This is a genomic window from Bradyrhizobium sp. STM 3566 (assembly GCF_045571445.1).
GTDB classification, from domain to species: domain Bacteria; phylum Pseudomonadota; class Alphaproteobacteria; order Rhizobiales; family Xanthobacteraceae; genus Bradyrhizobium; species Bradyrhizobium vignae.
This window is the reverse complement of record NZ_CP120692.1, coordinates 255,795-275,962: the sequence shown is the minus strand read 5'-3', so window position 1 is coordinate 275,962 and position 20,168 is coordinate 255,795. Positions and strand designations below refer to the sequence as shown.

Annotated in this window: 16 protein-coding genes, 1 tRNA gene and 1 pseudogene; 10 read left to right on the top strand and 8 right to left on the bottom strand. The window is 65.9% G+C overall.

What is annotated here, in order from left to right:
- Window positions 1-95: 95 nt before the first annotated feature.
- Window positions 96-1,145 (top strand): polysaccharide deacetylase family protein, encoded by a 1,050-nt coding sequence (locus P6U27_RS01295; protein WP_407120440.1) that lies wholly within the window; start codon window positions 96-98, stop codon window positions 1,143-1,145.
- A 304-nt stretch (window positions 1,146-1,449) separates the two neighbouring features.
- Here P6U27_RS01295 and P6U27_RS01290 read toward each other — a convergent pair.
- The 4 genes from P6U27_RS01290 to P6U27_RS01275 all read right to left on the bottom strand — a co-directional run bounded on the left by P6U27_RS01290 (window position 1,450) and on the right by P6U27_RS01275 (window position 5,501).
- Window positions 1,450-1,525, bottom strand: a tRNA-Thr gene (locus P6U27_RS01290).
- A 97-nt stretch (window positions 1,526-1,622) separates the two neighbouring features.
- Window positions 1,623-3,410, bottom strand: a complete 1,788-nt coding sequence (locus P6U27_RS01285; protein WP_407120441.1) for a heme biosynthesis protein HemY — start codon at window positions 3,408-3,410, stop codon at window positions 1,623-1,625.
- Between the two features lie 36 nt (window positions 3,411-3,446).
- Window positions 3,447-4,691: a COG4223 family protein gene (locus P6U27_RS01280; protein ID WP_407120442.1), complete on the bottom strand. Its 1,245-nt coding sequence runs from the start codon at window positions 4,689-4,691 to the stop codon at window positions 3,447-3,449.
- A 63-nt stretch (window positions 4,692-4,754) separates the two neighbouring features.
- Window positions 4,755-5,501: a uroporphyrinogen-III synthase gene (locus P6U27_RS01275; RefSeq protein ID WP_407120443.1), complete on the bottom strand. Its 747-nt coding sequence runs from the start codon at window positions 5,499-5,501 to the stop codon at window positions 4,755-4,757.
- Between the two features lie 151 nt (window positions 5,502-5,652).
- On the opposite strand from P6U27_RS01275, the gene tsaD reads away from it, so the two are divergent.
- The 3 genes from tsaD to P6U27_RS01260 all read left to right on the top strand — a co-directional run bounded on the left by tsaD (window position 5,653) and on the right by P6U27_RS01260 (window position 8,238).
- Window positions 5,653-6,726: a tRNA (adenosine(37)-N6)-threonylcarbamoyltransferase complex transferase subunit TsaD gene (gene tsaD, locus P6U27_RS01270; protein ID WP_407120444.1), complete on the top strand. Its 1,074-nt coding sequence runs from the start codon at window positions 5,653-5,655 to the stop codon at window positions 6,724-6,726.
- A gap of 2 nt (window positions 6,727-6,728) precedes the next feature.
- Window positions 6,729-7,709, top strand: coding sequence for an NAD(P)H-dependent glycerol-3-phosphate dehydrogenase (locus P6U27_RS01265; RefSeq protein ID WP_407193580.1), 981 nt, complete (start codon window positions 6,729-6,731; stop codon window positions 7,707-7,709).
- A gap of 115 nt (window positions 7,710-7,824) precedes the next feature.
- Complete coding sequence (locus P6U27_RS01260) at window positions 7,825-8,238, top strand: EVE domain-containing protein (RefSeq protein ID WP_122400312.1); 414 nt, start codon at window positions 7,825-7,827, stop codon at window positions 8,236-8,238.
- Window positions 8,239-8,280: 42 nt separating this feature from the next.
- Here P6U27_RS01260 and P6U27_RS01255 read toward each other — a convergent pair whose 3' ends face one another.
- A complete protein-coding gene (locus P6U27_RS01255; protein ID WP_407123127.1) occupies window positions 8,281-9,375 on the bottom strand; it encodes an adenylate/guanylate cyclase domain-containing protein in 1,095 nt (364 codons plus the stop codon).
- A gap of 112 nt (window positions 9,376-9,487) precedes the next feature.
- Here P6U27_RS01255 and P6U27_RS01250 point away from each other — a divergent pair.
- Window positions 9,488-9,944, top strand: a pseudogene (locus P6U27_RS01250) (SRPBCC domain-containing protein).
- Between the two features lie 14 nt (window positions 9,945-9,958).
- On the opposite strand, the gene P6U27_RS01245 reads toward P6U27_RS01250, so the two are convergent.
- Window positions 9,959-11,128 carry a DNA topoisomerase IB gene (locus P6U27_RS01245; RefSeq protein WP_122400309.1) on the bottom strand — a complete coding sequence of 390 codons (1,170 nt, stop codon included), beginning with the start codon at window positions 11,126-11,128 and terminating at the stop codon, window positions 9,959-9,961.
- Between the two features lie 400 nt (window positions 11,129-11,528).
- Here P6U27_RS01245 and acs point away from each other — a divergent pair, with 400 nt between their 5' ends.
- The 3 genes from acs (at window position 11,529) to P6U27_RS01230 (ending at window position 15,789) form a co-directional block, all read left to right on the top strand.
- Window positions 11,529-13,475 carry an acetate--CoA ligase gene (gene acs / locus P6U27_RS01240; RefSeq protein WP_162500059.1) on the top strand — a complete coding sequence of 649 codons (1,947 nt, stop codon included), beginning with the start codon at window positions 11,529-11,531 and terminating at the stop codon, window positions 13,473-13,475.
- 195 nt (window positions 13,476-13,670) lie between these two features.
- Window positions 13,671-14,984, top strand: coding sequence for a toll/interleukin-1 receptor domain-containing protein (locus P6U27_RS01235; protein ID WP_164937010.1), 1,314 nt, complete (start codon window positions 13,671-13,673; stop codon window positions 14,982-14,984).
- Between the two features lie 289 nt (window positions 14,985-15,273).
- Window positions 15,274-15,789, top strand: a complete 516-nt coding sequence (locus tag P6U27_RS01230) for a L,D-transpeptidase (RefSeq protein ID WP_129144328.1) — start codon at window positions 15,274-15,276, stop codon at window positions 15,787-15,789.
- Window positions 15,790-15,839: 50 nt separating this feature from the next.
- Here the strand turns inward: P6U27_RS01230 and P6U27_RS01225 are convergent, their stop codons facing one another.
- Complete coding sequence (locus tag P6U27_RS01225; RefSeq protein WP_129144329.1) at window positions 15,840-16,433, bottom strand: thermonuclease family protein; 594 nt, start codon at window positions 16,431-16,433, stop codon at window positions 15,840-15,842.
- Window positions 16,434-16,503: 70 nt separating this feature from the next.
- Window positions 16,504-16,704: a DUF1674 domain-containing protein gene (locus tag P6U27_RS01220; protein ID WP_129144330.1), complete on the bottom strand. Its 201-nt coding sequence runs from the start codon at window positions 16,702-16,704 to the stop codon at window positions 16,504-16,506.
- A gap of 189 nt (window positions 16,705-16,893) precedes the next feature.
- On the opposite strand from P6U27_RS01220, the gene P6U27_RS01215 reads away from it, so the two are divergent.
- Both P6U27_RS01215 and P6U27_RS01210 read left to right on the top strand, forming a co-directional pair.
- The gene (locus P6U27_RS01215; protein WP_129144331.1) at window positions 16,894-18,240 is read left to right on the top strand and encodes an RsmB/NOP family class I SAM-dependent RNA methyltransferase; all 1,347 of its coding nucleotides are present in this window, start codon (window positions 16,894-16,896) and stop codon (window positions 18,238-18,240) included.
- Between the two features lie 157 nt (window positions 18,241-18,397).
- Entirely contained in the window at window positions 18,398-20,116 is a 1,719-nt protein-coding gene (locus P6U27_RS01210) for a heparinase II/III family protein (protein WP_164937011.1), read from the top strand.
- Window positions 20,117-20,168 lie beyond the last annotated feature (52 nt).

The following is a 20,168-nucleotide window of genomic DNA, read 5'->3' as shown; positions in this document are numbered from 1 at the left end:
CGTCGCGTTGGTGTCACGTTAACTCTTACTTCGCATTAATGGCTTGTCGCGCGGGAAATTCCGCCGGTTTGGTTGCGTAATTGGAAAGAGTAGCGATGCGTAATGCGTTGGGCCTGATGCTGGCCAGTGTAGTTGCGGCGGTCGTGATCGCCGCCGGCGGTTGGTTTTATTATTCCGCGCGCGCCGACCAGGGCGCTCCCAAGACGATTGCCGCCCGTACCGCCGACCCGTTGCCGGCACAGGCGAAGCTCGCCGCCAAGGACGACGTCGAGACCACCGCGGCGATCGCGGCCAAGCCGGCCGCAGCGGCTCCGGCACCCGCGCCGGTCATGCCGATGCAGCCGAAACAGGCCTGCGCCAATCCGAACGCGTTGGGCGTGTCCCGCGTGGTCGAGATCGACACGACAGGCGGTCCGGGCTTCGGCTTCGAGCATTTCAAGCAGTTCGACTTCCTCACCGAGAAGGAGGTCGTGCTGACCTTCGACGACGGCCCGTGGCCGGTCAACACGCCCGCCGTGCTGAAGGCGCTCGCGGACGAATGCACCAAGGGCCTGTTCTTCTCGGTCGGCAAGCACGCGACCTACCATCCGGAAATCCTGCGCCAGGTACTGGCCCAGGGCCACACGGTCGGCACGCACACCTGGTCGCATGTCAACCTGAACAGCAAGAAGATGACCGAGCAACAAGTCAAGGACGAGGTCGAGAAGGGTTTTAGCGCGGTGCGCTTCGCGCTCGGCACCAACCCGGCGCCGTTCTTCCGCTTCCCGCAGCTCCAGCACAATCCGGCGATGGTGACCTATTTCGGCACCCGCAACGTCGCGATGTTCTCGACGGACATCGACTCCTTCGATTTCAGGAAGGGTGCCACGCCCGAGAAGATCGTCGAGACCGTGATGACCAGGCTCGACAAGCTCGGCAAGGGCATCATCCTGATGCATGACTTCCAGAAGCACACCGGCGAAGCCATGCCGGCGCTGCTCGCGCGGCTCAAGGCCGGCGGCTACAAGGTCGTGCAGATGAAAGCGAAGACGACGCTTCAGACGCTGCCGGAATATGACGAGGCGCTGATGAAGGAGTTGAAGGTGCCGACCGCAGGCACGACCACGCGCCCGATCGGAAGCGTGGTGCAGACGGTCTCGCAATAGGCGCGACCAAGATGCGCATGGCCGGCCTTCGCCCGGCCATTTGCTTTGGCGAGCGGCTTACCGGTAGATGCCGTGGTCCTGGTCGGCGGGCTTGGTTGTGACCGGCGCTGAGACGGTTCTTCCCGCAGCGGGAGCGATCAGCGTAATGAGCGCAGGAGCCGAAATTGCCGGCGGGGTGAGCAATTTGAAGCGAACTTGGAGCAGATGACTTTGAAACCCCGCGACAACCCGATCGGCACGAGGTTGTCACCCATCTCTTAGGTACGTTTCGTTACCCATGTCTCCGGGCCGGACAGGCAGGCGCTGGTGCCGCAAGAGGGATTCGAACCCCCGACCCCGTCATTACGAATGACGTGCTCTACCGACTGAGCTATTGCGGCGAACCGGCCGGGACCTGTGCGATGCCGGCCCCGATACGCGCTCCTGATATCGGGCATGGCCGGAATTGGCAAGGACAAGCCGGGCTCGAAATACGCCTCACGCGCCCCAGCGGGACCAGAATCCGCGCCAGCCGCCCGCCTGGGCCTTTGCGTCGGCCTTGGGCGTGCCGATTTGTTCCGTAAATTCATCGCTCGGGCCGTCGTCGTCGATTCCGGGATCATCCGGTGCGCGGACGATCGGGATCACGGCCTGGATCGGCGCCGATGCCTGCTTGCCGAGGTCGGCTCGGGTTCGGAACACCGGCGTTGCCGCCGGCGGCGATGATTCGGCGGGCGCCGGAGCCGGATTCGCCGGCTCGGAGGGTGTGACGGTCGGCTCGTCGTCCTTGACTGCTTCGTTGGCAGCTTCCTGTGGAACTTCCTTGGCCGGAGGCGGCGAATTGTCCTGGGCGGCCGGTACCGGCACCGGGGCCATCACCGGCGGTTCCACCGGAGCTGCGCCAGGAGCGGCGGTGACCCGCTTCGGCGGCGGGGCCGCCAGCATGGCTTCCTCGAAGGGCGAGGATTCGATCGTGGCGCCCTTGTCCGAGGGCAGGCTCGCGACCGGTGTCTGCCACTGGAACGCATCGAGGCGGCCGGTGACCGGCGAGACCGGCCGCCAGCGGTCGCTGACATAGCCGTCCGCGGTCCAGGCGGGGTCGAGGCGAGCGCGTACTGCGCGCAGGGTCCAGGCGCGGACACGGCCGCCATCGCCATGCTCGGCGCGCTCGATCTCCGCCATCAGCAGGGCGACGCGCTGGGTCGGATCGCTGACGTAAGGCGCGAGCACCTCGCGGGCGCGGCCGAACTCGGAGGCATCGATCGCGGCGCGCGCGATCGCGAGCTGGCCCTCGATATGGCCGGGCTTGTCGGCTGGCGTCTTGGCAGCGAGCGTCTCGACCCGCTGCAGGCGCTGCCGCGCGGAATCGCCGAGCTTCACATGCGCGTAGGCATCGGCGAGATCGGGATGCGGATTGGCGAGCCAGGCCGCTTCCACCAGCTTCATGGCACGGCGCACCTGATGCGCCTCGCTCTCGAATCTTGCCGCGAGCACCGCGGCTGGGACCAGCGTCGGCGCGAGCTTGACCGCCTCCATCACGCTCTCGCGCGCCACGTCACGATCCATCGTCTCCAATTCCAGCGCGCGCGCGGTAAGCAGCACGCCGCGCTGCCGCCGATACGTCGGCTTGTCGATCTGGCCCGCGGACAGATTCGAATCGAGGATCGCAAGCGCGCCGCTCCAGTCGCCGCGCGCGCAGCGGAAGCCGAGCACAGCGTGCGAGGCCCAGGTCGCGGACGGCGACAGCTTGATCGCTTCTTCCGCGATCATCACCGCGCCGACCGCATCGTCGGCGCGCTGCGCCTCGATGAACAGGCCGCGCAGGCCGAGCAGCCGCGTGTCCTCGCGCTCGGCCATCGCGCGGAAAACGCGCTGCGCCTCATCGCGATTGCCTTCGAGCTGAGCCGACTGCGCGTGCAGCAGCAGCGCGAGCGGATCGTTCGGCGCATGCCGCCGCGCCGCCTCGGCATGACGGCGGGCGAGCGCGGGATCGCCATGGCCGATCGCGAGCAGGCCGTGGGTGATGGCGTGGCGTCCCCGCGCCTGGCGCTTTTCGTGGCGACGGCGGCGCAGACGCGCCGGCGTGCGCCAGATCATCGTCAGGATGCTCCAGAGCAGCACCACGGCGACGGCAAAGAGCCCAAGCAGGAACACGAACCTGGGAAGCGTCGTCGAGATGCGGAAACCACCCGCGGTCAGGACGAGGTCGCCGGGCTGGTCGGCAACCCAGGCCGCACCGGCCGCCGCCAGTGCGATCAGGACGAGAAACAGGACGATGCGAAGCATGGCGATCCCTATACGCGCCGATTGTTGCGCGAACCTTTACTGAAGAGGCTTGACTGGATCAGACTTGACCGGATCGGATTTCACGAGATCCGCCATGGCATCGTCGGCGAATTTGCGGGACGCGGCGAGCGCGGTGTCGCGGGCATCGATCTTGTCGAGCCAGGCCTGCGCCGGGGCGCGATCAGCCTCGGGCAGCATCTTCAGCTCGCGCCGCGCTTCGACGAAATCGTTGCGGAGCGCAGCCGCGGTCACGCGCGCAGCGATGGCACCGCGATCGTTGCCGACCCCGTCGGTGCGCTCGATGCGAACGAGCTTTGATGCGCCGGCCTGGAGACGCTCGACAATGCCGGCGTCGCTCGACGGAGCTTCCGGCGGCGGCGAAAGCTTCGGCACGATGTTGAGGAGATCGCGGCTCAGCGCGGCCGCCGTTGGAATGCCGGACGATGCAAACGCGTCGAGCGGCTTCAGCATGTCGGGCTTGGCCGCCAGCGAACGCGCCACGGCCAGTTGCGATTGATAGGGATCGCCATGGCGAACGGCGACGTCGAGCAGCGCCGCTGCCACCACATGGCGGAGCGGCTTGTCGTCCACCGTCCTGGCGTCCGCGATCTTCTCGCCCTGCTGCGCAAGCTCGGCGCGCTCCGTCTTGCTGGCGCGCTCGAGCTGAGCGATGCGGTCGAGGACAGCTGCAAGATCAGGCGCAGCCGCAGGCGACGCTACTTTCGCGTCATTCAGGGCATTCGCAGTCTTGTCGAACTGCGCACGCAGATTGGCAATGTCGCTGCGCAGGCTGCTTGCGGATTTCTCCAGCGCGTCGATCCGCGCCGCCATGGCCGGATCGGCTGAGGGCTTGCCAGCCTTGGCCTCGACCGCAGCAACGCGTCCGCTTAGCGCATCGATCGTCGCACTGGTGACCTGCGGCGCGGCCGGCGGCGCCTGCACCGCAGGCCAGCCCAGCATCCAGCCGACCGCGATCACGACCGCCGCTGCGACGGCACCGGAGAACGGCGCAATGACCCAGGGCGAAACCGGCGCTGACACAGGCGCGGACGCCTGCTCCTCTGCAGAGCCGGACTGAGGCTCGGTCTTGATCTCTTCCGATCCGCCTTCTTCGAACCTGGCCTGCGCCTGCGCGGCATGCCCGGGACCCTCGGGCTCGCCCGCGACCTGCTGCGGCTGGGTGGAGACTTCTGTCGCCTCGAGATCGATGGTGGGCGGGGTGCGCTTGGCACGGCCCGCGTCGGGTGCCAATCCAGCGTCTTCAGGCTTGTCATCGGCCATCGTGACGGTTCCTCACACTTCCATACCAGGGTGGACTAGATTGCGTCGGATTCGGCCCGACCTTTACGCCAAACGGGTCCGCAACGCACGCTCCAAGGTGTCGAATAAGGCAGTTTCGTCCGGCGTGGCGGCCACCAGAACCTGTGACGCGCCAGCATCGCGCAGCACGCCCGCAACCGTGTCGGACAGGCAGCAATGCGGAATCGCCAACGCCGAGATTTCGACGCCTTCGTCCCGCGCTGCGTCCAGGAAGGCGCGGGCGCTGCGCCGGGAGTAGTGCAGCACCGCCTCGATCCCGTGGGCGGCAAAGCCCTCGCAGACTTCGCGCGGCAGATGCTTGACCGGGGCCATGCGATAGGTGGTCTGCGTGACCACGCGGAAACCCTCGGCAACGAGTTCGCCGCCGAGATCGCGCGACAGATCCGCGCCCGCGAGATACAGCAGCGCGCTCTTTTTCTTCAGCACCTTGTCGCGCGCGCTCTGCATCACCTTCTCGCGCAAGGAAGCAGCACCGCCACCGGAGACGATTACCTCGACAAAACCGGCCTCGCGCGCCGCAGCGGCCGTATGCTCGCCGACCGCAAACAAAGGGAACTCTAGAAGACCGAGGTCCCGCAACTGCGCCGCGGCGGCGCGGATCGCGTTGGCCGAGGTGACGAGAACGGCACCGTAGGGCGCTTCACTCTCGCCACGGAAGGCGACCGGCTCGAACTTGAGCGCCGGCGCGAGCAGCACCAGATGCCCACGCGCGCGCAGATTTACCGCCGTCGTCTCATTGTCGGGATGCGGCCGTGTGACAAGAATGGACATCGCTGGTGTTCCCGAACCACGTGGCGGTGACGCATTGACCTGGACGGCGGCGCGTGACGATTGCGCAATCTGGCCCCGGGATGCTACCGGACGTACCAGAACTCTGCTTTACAGATGAGCGCAAGGGCGCAAATTGGATAACAATTCGCCAATGCTGGTATTGGGCATCGAAACCACCTGCGACGAGACCGCTGCGGCCGTGATCGAGCGGACACCTGACGGCAGCGGCAAGATTCTGTCCAATATCGTGCGGTCGCAGGTCGAAGAGCACGCCCGCTTCGGCGGCGTGGTGCCGGAGATCGCCGCGCGCGCGCATGTCGACCTGCTCGACGGCATCATCGATCGCGCCATGCGGGAGGCCGGCATCGACTATGCCCAGCTCGACGGCGTCGCCGCGGCCGCAGGACCCGGGCTGATCGGCGGCGTCATCGTAGGGCTCACCACAGCGAAGGCGATCGCGATGGTGCACGACACGCCGCTGGTTGCGGTGAATCATCTCGAAGCGCATGCATTGACGCCGCGCCTCACCGACGGCATCGAATTTCCCTATTGCCTCTTCCTCGCCTCCGGCGGCCATACCCAGATCGTCGCAATCACCGGCGTCGGCCAGTATGTGCGGCTCGGCACCACCGTTGACGATGCCATCGGCGAAGCCTTCGACAAAGTCGCGAAGATGCTGGGACTGCCATATCCCGGCGGACCGCAGGTCGAGCGCGCGGCGGCAGGCGGTGACGCCACGCGCTTTGCGTTTCCGCGGCCGATGCAAGGGCGTCCCGATGCGAATTTCTCGCTGTCGGGATTGAAGACGGCAGTGCGCACCGAAGCGAGCCGGCTGGCTGAGCTCACGCCGCAGGACATCAGCGATCTCTGCGCGAGCTTCCAGGCCGCGGTGCTGGATTCGACGGCCGACCGCCTCAGCGTTGGCCTGAAGCTTTTTCGTGAGCAGTTCGGCGCGCCGCGCGCGCTCGTGGCCGCCGGCGGCGTCGCCGCCAATCAGGCGATCCGCGGCGCTCTCGATGACGTCGCGAGGCAGGCGCAGACGCAACTGATCATGCCGCCGCCCGCGCTCTGCACTGACAACGGCGCCATGATTGCCTGGGCCGGAGCCGAACGCCTCGCGCTCGGCCTGACCGACACGATGGACGCGCAGCCGCGCGCACGGTGGTTGCTCGACGCCAATGCGGCGGCGCCTACGGGTTACGGCAACACACGGGCGGGATTCTGACGATGACCGCGTTCCAATCCATCGCGGTGATCGGCGCGGGCGCCTGGGGTACCGCACTGGCGATGGTGGCGGCGCGGGCAGGGCGGAGCGTGACGCTCTGGGCGCGCAACGCGGAGCATGCTACGCGGATTGCATCGACGCGCGATAATCCGCGGCTGCCCGGCGTGCGGCTTGCTCCGGACATTGTCGTCACGAGCGATCCGGCGATCGCCGCGCGCGCCGACATGCTGCTGATCGCAACGCCTGCGCAGCACTTGCGCGGCGCGGTCAACATGTTGGCCTCGCATCTCGCAAAACCCATTCCGGTCGTCGCCTGCGCCAAGGGCATCGAGCACGGCACCCATAAGTTCATGACAGACGTGATCGCCGAGGCCGCGCCGCACGCGCAGCCGGCGATCCTGTCAGGCCCAAGCTTTGCCGACGACGTCGCCCGCGGCCTGCCGACAGCTGTGACCCTGGCGGCAAGCGATGAGGCGTTGGCCAGCAGCCTGGTGCAGGCGCTGGGCTCGCCGACATTCCGCCCCTATCACTCCACGGACATCCGGGGTGTCGAGATCGGCGGCGCCGCCAAGAACGTGCTGGCGATCGCAGTCGGCATTTCCGTCGGGCGCAAGCTCGGCGCCTCGGCCCAGGCGGCGCTGACGACCCGCGGCTTTGCCGAGCTGACGCGTCTTGGCCGCGCGCTCGGCGCGCGCAGCGAGACGCTCACCGGTCTGTCCGGCCTCGGTGATCTGATTCTCTCCTGCTCGAGCCCGCAATCGCGCAACTTCGCGCTCGGACTCGCACTCGGGCGCGGCGAGCAGCCGCCAGCCGGCAAGCTCGCCGAGGGCGAGTTCACGGCCCCTGTGCTGATCGAACTCGCCGCTTCGCAAAACATCGAGTTGCCGGTATCAGAAGCGGTCGCATCGATCCTGAGCGGCCGAAGCACGATCGATGCTGCGATCTCGGGGCTGATGACGCGTCCCTTCAAGGCAGAGGAATGACGTCTTTCTCAACATGGCAGCGCTTGTCGCGGGCATCCACGTCTTGATATTGACGGATAGCAAAGACGTGGATGACCGGGGCAAGCCCGGCCATGACGAATGGACAGGGCGCATTATGAACTACTGGCTGGTGAAATCCGAACCGTCGGTGTGGTCCTGGGAGCAGCAGGTTGCGAAGGGCGCCAAGGGCGAGGCCTGGACCGGCGTGCGCAATTTCACTGCGCGCCAGAACCTCGTGAACATGAAGAAGGGCGACAAGGCGTTCTTTTATCATTCCAACGAGGGCAAGGAGATCGTCGGGATCGCGGAGATCATCAAGGAGGCCTATCCCGACCCGACCGACAAGACCGGCAAATTCGTCTGCGTCGACATCAAGGCCGACAAGCCCTTGAAGACGCCAGTAACGATGGCTGCGATCAAGGCCGAGAAGAAGCTCGCCGATATGGCGCTGGTGAAATATTCGCGCCTCTCGGTGCAACCGGTGACGGCAGAGGAATGGAAACTCGTCTGCAAGATGGGCGGAATCTAGCCGAAGCTGCCGTAGCCCGGATTGCGCTTCGCTCCATTCGGGCTACGATACCCGGGCTTGCGGATCCGGTAACGCAAACACCTCACAAGGCGCTGCAATCCCGCGCAGCGAATGCGATCCGAGTGCGATCAACGGCATGTCCGTCTCGGCCGCAAGCGCCCCCGACACGAGCACGGTCCGCCCGAGCGGCTTGCACAATCCCTCGAGACGACTGGCGAGATTGACGGCGGGACCGATCGCGGTGAAATCGAGCCGGTTGGCGGCGCCGATATTGCCCCAGAGCATCTCGCCGAGATGGAGCGCCGCACCGAACGCGAGCGACGGCAGCCCTTGCGCGCGGCGCTCGGCGTTGAGATAGGCCATCCCGGCTTCGGCGGCACTCGCCGCACGGAGAGCGGCATCGCAGGCGCGGCGCGGCGATGCCTCGAGCACCGGGAAGATCGCGAGCACGCCGTCGCCGATGAATTTCAGCACCTCGCCGCCGAAGGCATGAACCGCGCCGGCGATGCGGTCGAACCAGGCGTCGAGCGCCGCGATGACCTGGGCCGGCGGCGCGGTTTCCGACAAGCTCGTGAAATTGCGCAGGTCCGCATAGAGCAGCGCAGCCTGAATGGTCTCGCCGAGGTCGCGCCGCAAGGGTGCCGCCAGCACCCGCTCTGCGCTGCGCTTGCCGAGATAGGCATCCAGTGTCGCGCGCAAAGTGGCACGCGCCGCGAGCACGGCAAGGGGCGTCGCGGCAAAGCGCGCGGCCTGGCGCAATTGCTCGATCTCGTCTGCAGTGAACGGACGCGGACCGATCCAGCCCAGTTGCGGCCCATCGAGCCGGCCGACGATGTCTTCGTGCACCTCGCCGTGCGCGATGTCGCGCAGCCAGCGGCGGCCGGCATCGTTCGGCGGGTCCGGCGCCAGCCCGCCAGGCACGAAGCCAAGCGCTTCGATCACCTGACCGCGATCAGCCCGCCACAACCACGTGCGCTTCGCGATCAGCGGGTGCGGCACCTCCAGCGTCAGGCTGCCTGCCGCAAGCGGCACGCCGTCGGCCACCAGATGAGCGCCGAGCTCCGCGAGCAGGCGGTCGGCTCCGGGACAATCCGAGGCGGCATCGACGAGCCAGGCGAGGGTCGGAGATAGATCCATGGTCCGATGATGGCGAAGCCGGGCCGTCTTTGTCACGGGCAATCCTTGACGGAGCCCCGCAGCGCCGCCATGTCCCAAGGTCAGCCTAAGGCAAGACGAGGGATGATCGCCAATGACCGAGCCGTTCATGGTGCGGCGCGAGACCCAGATCGCGGCCCCACGTGCCACGGTCTTCGCCTATCTCACCGACCCCGAGAAGATCCTCAGCTGGATGGGCTCCGACGCGACCACGGAACCACATCCGGGCGGGCTCTACCTGCTCAAGGGTATCGGTCCGCGCGATGGCGTTGCCCGCGGCGCCTTTCGCGAGGTCGTGCCGGTGCATCGCCTGGCCTACACATTCGGCTGGGAGGGCGGTCAGGAAGTGCCGCCCGGATCGAGCCTGATCGAGATCGACCTGATCGAGCGCGACGGCGGCACGCTGCTGCGCATGACCCATAGCGGCCTGCCGAGCGAGGCGCAGGCCGCCGCGCATGCGAAGGGATGGGCGCATTATCTGGGACGTCTCGCGCGCGCAGCCGCCGGCAGCGACCCCGGGCCCGGACAATGGTGTTTCAGACAAGACGTAGGGACGTCGGGCGGCTTACACGGCCGCGGTCGCCACCACCTGCGCCAGCAGCTGCTCGCGTCTTGCCTGCGAACGCTGGCCCTTCATGGTCGCGGCGAAGCGCTCGAGGATGCCCTCCTCGAACGCAGTGACGATGGTGTCATGGACGTAGCTCTTGCGGCAGATTGCCGGCGTGTTGGAGAGCTTGTCCGCCGCGGCGCGGATCGCATCCAGCACCTGCTTCTTGCGGCCGCGCTGGCTGGTCGCCGGCGTGATCCGCGACAGCGATTCCACCACGACGGCGGACGCCATCAGCGTGCGAAAATCCTTCAGCGAGATCTTGATGCCCGCGATCTCGCGCAAGAACGCATTCACCTGCGTGGTGTTGACCGCGCGCACGATGCCGTAGGCATCGCGATACTGGAACATGCGCTTGCCCGGGACGCCCTGCAAAATGCCGATGGCGCGCACCAGCTTGGCCGCGTCGCACTCCTTGCGCACCGCCTTGCCGCCCTTGGCCTTGAAGGTCAGCACGAAGCTGTCGCCTTCCAAGATAACGTTGGACTTCAGCAGCGTGGTGGCGCCGCGGGTGCCGTTGAGGCGGGCATAGGATTCGTTACCCGGACGGATCGCGGTGCGCGCGATCAGCTCGATCACGGCCGAGAGCGCGAACTCGCGCGTCGGCTCGTCCCCCGACAGGAACGCCGAAACCTTGCGCCGGATTTTTGGCAGCGCGCCGACGAGCTTCTCCAGCCGATGCGCCTTGCGCTGCTCGCGCACCTTCTCCCAGTCGGCGTGATAGCGATATTGCAGCCGGCCCGCGGCATCGCGGCCCACGGCCTGAAGGTGCGAGTTCGGATCGGCGGAGTAGCGTACCTCGCGATAGGCCGGCGGCACCGCCATCGCGTGCAGCCGGCGGATGGTGCGGGCATCACGGATGTGCGCGCCATTGGGACGGACGAATAAGTAGCCCTTGCCGCGCTTGATACGGCGGATGGTCAGCTCGTTCTGGTCGCCGAGCCGCAGGCCGAGTTCCTTGGCAAGCGCCTCGACCGTCGCTGCGGGCGCCGTATCGAAGACCTTCTTCGGGCTCGGGCGCCTGAAGGGCGCCGGTTTCGGCCATTGTCCAAGGGCTTTGGCGAGGGCAATGGCCGCAGGATCGGCTGAAGCGGGCCGCATCGTCCCGAGATTCTGCTGATCCATCATAGTCTTATGCCTTTAGCCCTGTCTGTTATCGATCAATGCCGCTGTTCTGATTTTTGTTCCGGGGGTCTCCTTGGACCCGGGTTGGCCATTTAGGGTGTTCCGAACCGTATTGCGAGTCCCGAATCAGTGAGAGGAGGTTGCTAAATACCTCCAATGATGCATGAGGCTCCGCGCCGGGCTGTTCCGCACAAACGGGGTAAACACCCCAAAAGGCGCCCGCGGGCCTGTTTCAGATCCGCGACGGTCGCGGCAGATGGCCTTGATCCTCCGCATGGCCGGCAGCCCACCGAAGGTCCAGCTTGTGCTCCTTGTCGGGTCCGGCTAGCCCGACGCATAATCAGTCAATGATCAAGTCGGCTCGCCGATCGCTGCGTTCGGCCCGCCGTATGTGGAGGGAAGCATGTCCGAGAAGATCTACGACGTCCCCGCGGAGTGGGCGAAACGCGCCTGGATCGACCAGGCCAAGTACAAGGAGATGTACGCCCGCTCGATCTCGGACCCGAACGGTTTCTGGGCGGAGCAGGCCAAGCGCATCGACTGGATGAAGGCGCCGACGAAAATCGAGAACGTCTCGTTCGCCCCCGGCAACATCTCGATCAAATGGTTCGAGGACGGTGTCCTCAACGTCGCCCACAACTGCATCGATCGGCATCTGCCTGCGCGCGCCAACCAGACCGCGATCATCTGGGAAGGCGACGATCCCTCGCAGTCAAAGCACATCACCTACAAGGAGCTGCACGACGAGGTCTGCCGGATGGCCAACATCTTGCGCACCCGCAACGTCAAGAAGGGCGACCGCGTCACCATCTACCTGCCGATGATTCCCGAAGCCGCCTATGCGATGCTGGCCTGTGCACGCATCGGCGCGATCCACTCCGTGGTGTTCGCGGGCTTCTCGCCGGACAGTCTCGCCCAGCGCATCAATGACTGCCAATCCAAGGTCATCATCACCGCGGACGAAGGCCTGCGCGGCGGCAAGAAGGTGCCGCTGAAAGCCAATGTCGACGCTGCGCTCGCCAAGACGGACGGCGTCGACTGGGTCGTCGTTGTCAAACGCACCGGCGGCAAGGTCGACATGAACCCGACCCGCGACCTCTGGTACCACGAGGCGGCGGCGATGGTGACGACGGAATGCCCGCTCGAGCACATGCACGCCGAGGATCCGCTGTTCATCCTCTACACCTCGGGCTCGACCGGCCAGCCCAAGGGCGTGCTGCACACGACGGGCGGCTATCTCGTCTATGCCGCGATGACGCATCAATACGTCTTCGACTATCACGACGGCGACATCTACTGGTGCACCGCGGACGTCGGCTGGGTCACCGGCCACAGCTACATCCTGTACGGACCGCTGGCGAACGGGGCGACCACGCTGATGTTCGAGGGCGTACCGAACTATCCTGACAATTCGCGGTTCTGGAACGTCATCGACAAGCACAAGGTCAACATCTTCTACACCGCGCCGACTGCGATCCGTGCACTCATGCAGGGCGGCGACGAGCCGGTGAAAAGGACCTCGCGCGCCTCGCTTCGCCTGCTCGGCTCGGTCGGCGAGCCCATCAATCCGGAAGCCTGGGAGTGGTATCACCGCGTCGTCGGCGACGACCGCTGCCCGATCGTCGACACCTGGTGGCAGACCGAAACCGGCGGCATCCTGATCACGCCACTGCCGGGCGCGACCAAGCTGAAGCCGGGCTCGGCGACGCAGCCGTTCTTCGGCGTGGTGCCGGAGATCGTCGACGCCGACGGCAAGGTGCTGGAAGGCGAGACCACCGGCAATCTCTGTCTCACGCGCTCATGGCCGGGCCAGATGCGCACGGTCTACGGCGACCACGCCCGTTTCGAGCAGACCTATTTCTCGACCTACAAGGGCAAGTATTTTACGGGCGACGGCTGCCGACGCGACGCCGACGGCTATTACTGGATCACCGGCCGCGTCGACGACGTGATCAACGTCTCCGGCCATCGCATGGGCACCGCGGAAGTCGAGAGCGCGCTGGTCGCGCATGAGAAGGTGTCGGAGGCCGCCGTGGTCGGCTTTCCGCACGACATCAAGGGTCAGGGCATCTACGCCTATGTCACTCTGATGGCCGGCGTGCAGCCGACCGACGATCTGCGGAAAGAACTCGTCACCTGGGTGCGCAAGGAGATCGGCCCGATCGCTTCGCCCGACCAGATCCAGTTCGCGCCGGGTCTGCCCAAAACCCGCTCGGGCAAGATCATGCGGCGCATCCTGCGCAAGATCGCCGAGGACGAGCCCGGTAGCTTAGGGGACACTTCGACCCTGGCCGATCCCGCCGTGGTCGACGATCTCGTCAAGAACCGGCAGAACCGGAAATCGGCGTAAGTCATCGGGATCGTTCCGGGTGATGCGTGAGCATCGAACCGGGACCCCGCAACTCTGAACTTCATGCCGGGGCCACGCTTGCGTGGCCCCGTCATTTTTGGCCCACATCGTCGCCAATCCTGCAATGTTGCTCGCGAAGGATTCCAGGACTAACCTGAAGTTGTTATTCCAGGGCGATTATGCGAGGGCTGGTGCTTGGCCGATATTTTTTTCAGCTATGCCAAGGTTGATCGCGCGCAGATCGAGCCCATCATTCATGCACTCGAAACCGAGTGGACGGTGTGGTGGGATGACGATCTTCAGATCGCACGATCCTTCAGCGAGGAGATCGAGGAAGAGCTGAATAGAGCGTCGTGCACGATCGTCGCGTGGTCGAAAGCCTCGACGAAATCCAAATACGTTCTTGATGAAGCCGGGCTCGCCAATGAGGCGGGCAAGCTCGTTCCGATCTCGCTGGACGGTGCCAAGCCTCCGCTGGGCTTCCGTGGTATTCAGACAGGCGATTTTTCGAAATGGCAAGGCGATCGCAACGCCCCGGAGTTCATGAAGCTTCGTCAAGCAGTTCAATTGAGAGTGGGAGTTCAACCAGCTCCAACCAAGTCGACGTCATCGCCCGCCAACGAACTTCCTGGTTCGACCAGCCCCGGACCTGTCAAAGAGCGACCTGCTGGAGATGAGCCTGGGCCCTCAAAACCAGAACCGGCCGGAGGAAAGCCACGATCATTGCAGGGTTGGTTGATCGCATTGGCAATCGCAATGGCAGCAGGCGTCGCGGTCGCCGTCGTCATGCTGAATCGGCCGCCGGCAGGCCGCCCCTCCATACCTGACGTAACTGCGACGCCGAGCCCTACGGCCACAACGGCGGAGACTGCTTTCAAGGGAGTGACGATCTACCTGCACACCAAACGTCCTCAGCAGCAGGTCGATGCGCTTCTTGCGAAGCTGCACGACGCCGGCTTTGAGCAGTTCCGCTCGGATGATAACGTCGACAACGACAACAAGCCGGACAGCGTATCGCCACGCTCGGGGGTTGATTACCGCGCGGGGGATGCGAAGAGTCTTGCGGCCGCCACCAAAGCCGCTCAGATCACCAACGAGTTGCTCGGTACCGGCATCAAGCCGCGGCCACAGACCATGGAGGCCAACAAGCTCGGCATCTGGCTGCCTTATCGGGGCGACTACACAGCCTCTCTCGTCTTTGCCGGCGACTTCAACCGCGACCGCGACATCAGGCCGTTCGCGCGCGAGGTGGGGGCGCTGGGCTGGAAATGGCAGGAGCCCACGGCCGGGGGCGGCACCAGGAGCGAGGCAGCGGCGCGGACGTGCGAGGTGCGGTATGGATCTCCGTCCGACCGCCCGTTCGCTGAGCTGCTGGCCAAGGACATTACAGGGATCGCCGCTCCTGCTGGAGCCACACGCGTTGCGCCCGGTGGGGTGAGCGTGAAGGTCGATTCCAGTGTCGCCGCGAGCAGTCTCCAAATCTGGATCGGCTCCGGAATCTGCAAATAGCCGCGGGCTCCTCGGACCAGACCGGCTCTTCCCGGCACCTCCTCGCGTAATTGTCAGAGCGGGCGGTGCCTCCCCCGCGTCTTTCCCGCCCAGTGTTGTTTTCAGGTCATTTACTTTGTTTCGAACATTTCCTTTGTTCCCCCTGCCAGCTGGCCCTCGGCGGCCGTGCGTGGAAACCATCCGGTTAACGGGCGCGGTTAACAATGAGCGTGACGAGGGCTCGGCGCGGCGGCAATTGCCGGGTTTTGCGTCATTTTGGACGATTTGTTTTGGGCAAAGGGAAGCATCGATGTCGATGAGGATTGCAGTGGCGCTGGCCGCCACCATCGGGGTTGGGGTCTCGATGTCGACGGAGGCAGAGGCACGGCCGGAACTGGTGGGGGCGCATCTGGCCGACTATTCGCCGGGCACCATCGTGGTCAAGACCAGCGAGCGGCGGCTCTATCTCATCCTCGATAACGGCCATGCCGTGCGCTATCCGGTCGGCGTCGGCAAGGCCGGCAAGCAATGGGCCGGCACGACGAAGATCGACGGCAAGTATCTCAATCCGGCCTGGGCGCCGCCCGCCGAGGTAAAGCGCGACAAGCCGAACATCCCCGACGTCATTCCGGGCGGCTCGCCGCGCAATCCGATGGGCGTTGCGGCGATGACGCTCGCCGGCGGCGAATACGCCATCCACGGCACCAACGTGCCGGGCTCGGTCGGCGGCTTCGTCTCCTATGGCTGCATCCGCATGCTGAACGACGATATCACCGATCTCTATGGTCGCGTCTCCGTCGGCACGACGGTGGTCGTGACGCGCTGATCGCCTGAATCGGTCGAGATGAGAAAGCCGCGTCTTTCGACGCGGCTTTTTTATTGCCAGAAGCGCCAGCCGCGCGCGCACCAGCCGTCGCGATGGCCGCCATTGTAGCTGCGAACAAAGCCGCCGGCGAGCAACGCGGCCGAGACGTTGGCGGTGCGCTTGGTGGCGACGTCGGCGAGAAGGCGGCCGTATTTATCCTGACCGAGGTTGTAAATCATCACGCCGCCCTGACCGAGCAGATTGCGTAGCGCATCGCTGGCGGCCTCGGCCTTGTCCAATTCATCTCGACAAGATGCTTTCATCTCGGGCGCATCGATGCCGCGGAGACGGACGCGCGCGACGAGATCGCGCCCGTCGCGCCGATGCAGGCGCGCGAGGAACGTATCGCCGTCGATGGTGCGGACCACCTCGACCGGTTGCCTCACATCGGACCTGTCGGACTGCTGCAGGATGATCCCGGCATCGCGCGAGTGTTCGTCATCGACACGCGGAATGGGCCAGATCGTTCCCTGGCGAAGGCCGAGCACGACGGCCGTCACAACGCCAACCACGAACATCCACGGCAACAGGCCGGACAAGCGGCGGCCGAATGGCGAGCCGCTGTATGAAGGCCGGTATGGATGGCCGGGGTCGAAGCGCGACATTCCTGCACGCTACGGCTGAGTCGAGTGAACCGGCAAGTTCACTTAAGACGAGCGCGCGTCACGCGGCGCGTCAAAAGTCCGAAGCGATGCCATTTCGCTCCCAATCGCCGTAGCGGGTCGGCTCCGGCCCCTTTGGTCCCTGCAGCTCCCTGGGCGCGGCTCCAGCATGCGCGGCGATGGCAGCCTGCCGGCGCGCCTCGGCTTCGGCCAGCGCGCGCTGTGCCGCCGGCGGCAGCGGCTTGCGATCGGGAACGGAGGGCTCGTCACTCATCTCTTCGGGTTTCTAGCGCAGGATCAGGGGAAGTGCGAGGTCCAATTACGCATTGCTGAATTGGTCATTGCAGACTGCTGTCGCGAGAGGACATTCTTACATTTGGCATATTCGCGTGTCAGAGATCGCCTTCTCAAGGCATGCGCCCTTTGCGGCGGAACTGCCGCTCGCTCAGAACCTTGCTTCCGCATGCCATCTCAACGTTTCGTCCCTCCATCCGAAGTGCCAGGTCTTGCGGCACGCCGGATTGCCGCCGACATCGTCGACGGCGTGCTGCACAAGCACCGCACGCTTGACGACCAGCTCGACGGCGGCAGCGCACATCCCGGACTGAAGACGCTGGCCGACCGCGACCGCGCGCTGATGCGGCGCCTCGTCGCCACGGTGCTGCGCCGGCTCGGCACGCTCGGCCATGTGCTGTCCCGCCTGCTCGACAAGGGCATTCCTTCCGACGCGCCGCGCGCCCAGAGTGCGCTGTTGATCGGCGCCGCCCAGATTCTCTGGATGGACGTGCCGGATCATGCCGCGGTCGATCTTTCCGTTCGCCTCGTGCAATCCGACCGCCGCGCCGCGCGCTATGCCGGCCTCGTCAACGCCGTGCTGCGCCGCTGTGCGCGCGAGGGCAAGGCGCTGGTCGAGGAAGTCGCGACGCAATCGCTGGATCTGCCGCCGTGGCTCCTCGCGCGCTGGAGCGCGCATTATGGCGAAGCGACCGCGCGAGAGATGGCACTGGCGCTTGGGCACGAGCCGTCGCTCGATCTGACGGTGAAGTCGGATCCCGCACAATGGGCGAGCCGTCTGCATGGCGAGACACTGCCGACGGGAACGGTGCGGATGCTGCTGCACGGTTCGGTGACCATGCTGCCCGGCTTCGCCGAGGGACAATGGTGGGTGCAGGATGCTGCCGCCGCGCTGCCCGCCCGGCTGTTCGGCGACGTCAAAGGCAAGTCCATTGCCGATCTCTGCGCCGCCCCCGGCGGCAAGACCGCACAGCTGGCGCTATCGGGCGCGCATGTCACGGCCGTCGACCGCTCGCCCGCGCGGGTGGCGCGTTTGCGCGAAAACCTGGCGCGACTGTCGCTCCAGGCCGAGACTGTCGTCGCTGACGCCGTGGAATGGGCCGGCCCGGCCGAGGCCTTCGACGGCGTCCTGATTGATGCGCCCTGTACCTCGACCGGCACGATCCGCCGTCATCCCGACGTGGCATGGCTGCGGCAGGAATCCGACATCGCCGCCCTGGCCTCGCTGCAGCAGCGGCTGCTACGAAAATCGGTGTCGCTGCTCAAGCCGGGCGGGACGCTGGTCTATTGCACCTGTTCGCTGGAGCCCGAGGAGGGTGAGCAGGCCGTGGCGGCGCTGCTCGCCGCCGAGCCTGCGCTTCGCCGCGTTCCGATCAAGGCGTCGGAGGTCGCGGGCCTGGACGAAATCCTCAACCGAGACGGCGATCTTCGCACCCTGCCCTGCCATCTGCCGAACGCCGATCCCAAGCTCGGCGGCCTCGACGGATTTTTCGCGGCCCGGCTCGTTAAATCCTGATTTTGCACTGGATTTTGCGACCACGACGCTGATTCGCGCCGTTCAAGGTGGTGTCAGACGTCCGATTTTGGGATTAATAAGGATTCGTCACTGATCCTCTCCCCCTTCAAGGCAAGGCGTGTCGGTCGCTCAACGCAGACGTATCTCGACGCTGGTCATGAACCGCTTCGCGCGGAACATGCTCGCGCGCGCGAGCGGCGGTTCCGTTGCGTTGTCGCGGGTCTGGCCCGGCCGCACCGACCGGCTGATCATCGCACCGCACGACCTGCGCACCGCGGACGCGACCCGCGCCGCCGAGATCTATGCCGGACGCTTCGTCTTCGCCGGCAAGATCGTCAATTGCCACGGCCGCTCGATCTTCGATCTCGAGCCGCCGTCGGAGGATTGGGAGGTTGCGCTGCTCGGCTTCGGCTGGCTGCGTCATTTGCGCGCCGCCGACACCGCGCTGACGCGGGCGAATGCGCGGGCACTCATCGAGGACTGGATCGCCAACCCCGCCAACAAGCGCCGCCCCGTCGCGCGCCGCGCCGACGTGCTGGCCCGGCGCGTGATCTCGCTGCTGTCGCAGGCGCCGCTGGTGCTGGGCGAGACCGACAACAAGTTCTATAGGCGCTATCTGCGCGCCCTGGCGCGAGAGATCCGCTTCCTGCGCTACACCATGGTCGACATTCCGGACGGGGTGCCAAAGCTCCAGGTGCTGATCGCGCTGTGCTATGCGGCCCTGTGCCTCGCCAACCAGACACGTCACATCCGCAGCGCCTCGAAGAAGCTGTCCGATGAATTGCAGCGGCAGATCCTACCCGACGGTGGACACATCTCCCGCAACCCGGGCGCGCTGATCGAACTTTTGATCGATCTCTTGCCGCTGCGGCAGACCTTTGCCGCGCGCAACATCGCGCCGCCGCCGGCGCTGCTCAATGCGATCGACCGCATGATGCCGATGCTGCGCTTCTTCCGGCACGGCGACGGCAATTTCGCCCTGTTCAACGGCATGAGCGCGACCTCTTCGGACCTGCTCGCCACGCTGCTCGCCTATGACGACACCCACGGCATGCCGATGGCGAACATGCCGCATACCGGCTTCCAGCGCCTCGATGCCGGCCAGACCACGCTGATCATCGATACCGGCCCGCCGCCGCCGGCCGGCGTCAGCCATGATGCCCATGCCGGCTGCCTGGCGTTCGAACTGTCTTCCGGCATCAGCCGCATCGTCACCAATTGCGGCATGCCGACCACGGGTCGCGACAATTGGCGGCCGTTCGCACGCAGCACGGCGGCGCATTCGACGCTGACCTATCACGACACCTCGTCATGCCAGTTCGTCGAGATGTCGGCGATGAAACGGCTCCTGCACGGCGCACCCGTCACCAGCGGTCCGGTCGAGGTCGAGAGCTATCGCGAGGTGGTGCCGAACGGCATGCTGCTGACGACGTCGCATGACGGCTATCTCGGCAAGTTCGGGGCGATCCACCGCCGCGTGCTGATGATCACCAATGACGGCGCGCGTATCGACGGCGAGGACACGCTGTCGCCGCCGCAGGGCGGACGCTTCAAGGGTGCCGATGCGGATTTCGCGCTGCGCTTCCATCTGCATCCGGCGGTGAAGGCGAGCCGGTTGTCGGACGCCCGCGGCGTCATGCTGGTGCTGCCGAATCGCGACGTCTGGACCTTTGAAGCATTGGACGACAAGGTCGACCTCGAGGACAGCGTGTTCCTGGCCGGCAATGACGGCCCGCGCCGCACCGCGCAGATCGTGATCCGGCAGAACGCCCGCCAGGCGCCGTCGGTGCGCTGGAGCTTCGTTCGCTCCACCGCCTCGCCCGCAGTCACCAACGCCCGCCGCAACGCCAGGCGCGAGCCGGAACTTCCGTTGTAACCGCGCGCGATTCGGCCCATCCCGGCGTTGTGAAAACGGTCGAAAGCTGCTA

Bases quoted from the DNA above. Each gene is read 5' to 3' on its own strand.
- P6U27_RS01295 (WP_407120440.1), top strand. From the start codon at position 96: ATGCGTAATGCGTTGGGCCTGATGCTGGCCAGTGTAGTTGCGGCGGTC.
- P6U27_RS01285 (WP_407120441.1), bottom strand. From the start codon at position 3,410: ATGCTTCGCATCGTCCTGTTTCTCGTCCTGATCGCACTGGCGGCGGCC.
- P6U27_RS01280 (WP_407120442.1), bottom strand. From the start codon at position 4,691: ATGGCCGATGACAAGCCTGAAGACGCTGGATTGGCACCCGACGCGGGC.
- P6U27_RS01275 (WP_407120443.1), bottom strand. From the start codon at position 5,501: ATGTCCATTCTTGTCACACGGCCGCATCCCGACAATGAGACGACGGCG.
- tsaD (WP_407120444.1), top strand. From the start codon at position 5,653: ATGCTGGTATTGGGCATCGAAACCACCTGCGACGAGACCGCTGCGGCC.
- P6U27_RS01265 (WP_407193580.1), top strand. From the start codon at position 6,729: ATGACCGCGTTCCAATCCATCGCGGTGATCGGCGCGGGCGCCTGGGGT.
- P6U27_RS01260 (WP_122400312.1), top strand. From the start codon at position 7,825: ATGAACTACTGGCTGGTGAAATCCGAACCGTCGGTGTGGTCCTGGGAG.
- P6U27_RS01255 (WP_407123127.1), bottom strand. From the start codon at position 9,375: ATGGATCTATCTCCGACCCTCGCCTGGCTCGTCGATGCCGCCTCGGAT.
- P6U27_RS01245 (WP_122400309.1), bottom strand. From the start codon at position 11,128: ATGATGGATCAGCAGAATCTCGGGACGATGCGGCCCGCTTCAGCCGAT.
- acs (WP_162500059.1), top strand. From the start codon at position 11,529: ATGTCCGAGAAGATCTACGACGTCCCCGCGGAGTGGGCGAAACGCGCC.
- P6U27_RS01230 (WP_129144328.1), top strand. From the start codon at position 15,274: ATGTCGATGAGGATTGCAGTGGCGCTGGCCGCCACCATCGGGGTTGGG.
- P6U27_RS01225 (WP_129144329.1), bottom strand. From the start codon at position 16,433: ATGTCGCGCTTCGACCCCGGCCATCCATACCGGCCTTCATACAGCGGC.
- P6U27_RS01220 (WP_129144330.1), bottom strand. From the start codon at position 16,704: ATGAGTGACGAGCCCTCCGTTCCCGATCGCAAGCCGCTGCCGCCGGCG.
- P6U27_RS01215 (WP_129144331.1), top strand. From the start codon at position 16,894: ATGCCATCTCAACGTTTCGTCCCTCCATCCGAAGTGCCAGGTCTTGCG.
- P6U27_RS01210 (WP_164937011.1), top strand. From the start codon at position 18,398: ATGAACCGCTTCGCGCGGAACATGCTCGCGCGCGCGAGCGGCGGTTCC.